Annotated in this window: 1 protein-coding gene; it reads left to right on the top strand. The window is 78.0% G+C overall.

Annotated elements, in window-relative coordinates:
• Nucleotides 1-277, top strand: a 277-nt coding sequence (locus G3I40_RS05090) for an ATP-binding cassette domain-containing protein (RefSeq protein ID WP_164300947.1), incomplete at both ends; no start/stop codon positions are given.

Raw genomic sequence — 277 nt, forward strand, 5'->3', positions numbered from 1 at the left:
CTGACCGTGCGTCCCGGCGAGCGGCTCGCGGTGGTCGGCCCGTCGGGCGCCGGCAAGACGACGCTGGGCAAGCTGCTGGCAGGCATCGACGCGCCCCGCAGCGGCCGGGTGGAGGTCGGCGGCGTGCCGGTGACCTCGCTGGCGCCGGAGCGGCTGCGCCGGCACATCGTCCTCGTCACCCAGGAGCACCACGTCTTCCTCGGCTCGGTCCGGGACAACCTGCGGCTCGCCGCGCCGGACGCGGACGACGCCCGGCTGCTGGCCGCCCTCGGCGCCG

The sequence above is a fragment of the Streptomyces sp. SID14478 genome, from assembly GCF_010548525.1.
Lineage (GTDB): Bacteria > Actinomycetota > Actinomycetes > Streptomycetales > Streptomycetaceae > Streptomyces.